General features: G+C 59.3%; 1 protein-coding gene. It reads right to left on the bottom strand.

The features are described 5' to 3' along the window. A partial coding sequence (locus tag AC1RL4_RS29235; protein WP_493120719.1) for a hypothetical protein occupies window positions 1-509 on the bottom strand: 509 nt, incomplete at both ends.

The following is a 509-nucleotide window of genomic DNA, read 5'->3' as shown; positions in this document are numbered from 1 at the left end:
CGGCCAGGCGATTGTTGGCGTTGGCCAGGTACAGCACCGGCACCAGCACTTGCTCGCCGTTCACCTCGGCATTTTCCATCCAGACAATATCGTGGGTCAGGGCCGCGACTTGTTCAGAGGTCAGGCTGACACCCAAGGACAGGTTGAGCTCCGTCTTACTGGCGATGGCGTTATTCATCAGGTACTTGAACAGGCCCTCGTCGGAGGTCTGGCCATCGATGAAGCGCTGGCCGGTGCGGGCAACCACGGCTTGCTGGATCAGGCGTTGTTCATAAAGACCATCGCCCAGACGCTTGGCACTTTGGTCGGGGTCGTAGCCCAGGTTCGACAACAGGTAATCCGAGCTCATGAATTGCTTGAGGTCGGTGAGTACCGGGTTGGTTTCGATCAGGTATTTGTGCGGTTGGGATTTGCCAGCATTGCTCGGCAAGCCTTGCACGCGGTTGAGGGTGACTGGCGCACTGGTGGACGCGGTGACAGTGGCGCCGGTGAGGCTCCAGCTTTGTGGG

The organism is Pseudomonas sp. GW822-FHT07A10 (genome assembly GCF_058798795.1).
The sequence above is the reverse complement of the archived record's forward strand: the minus strand, read 5'-3'. Positions and strand labels throughout refer to the sequence as shown.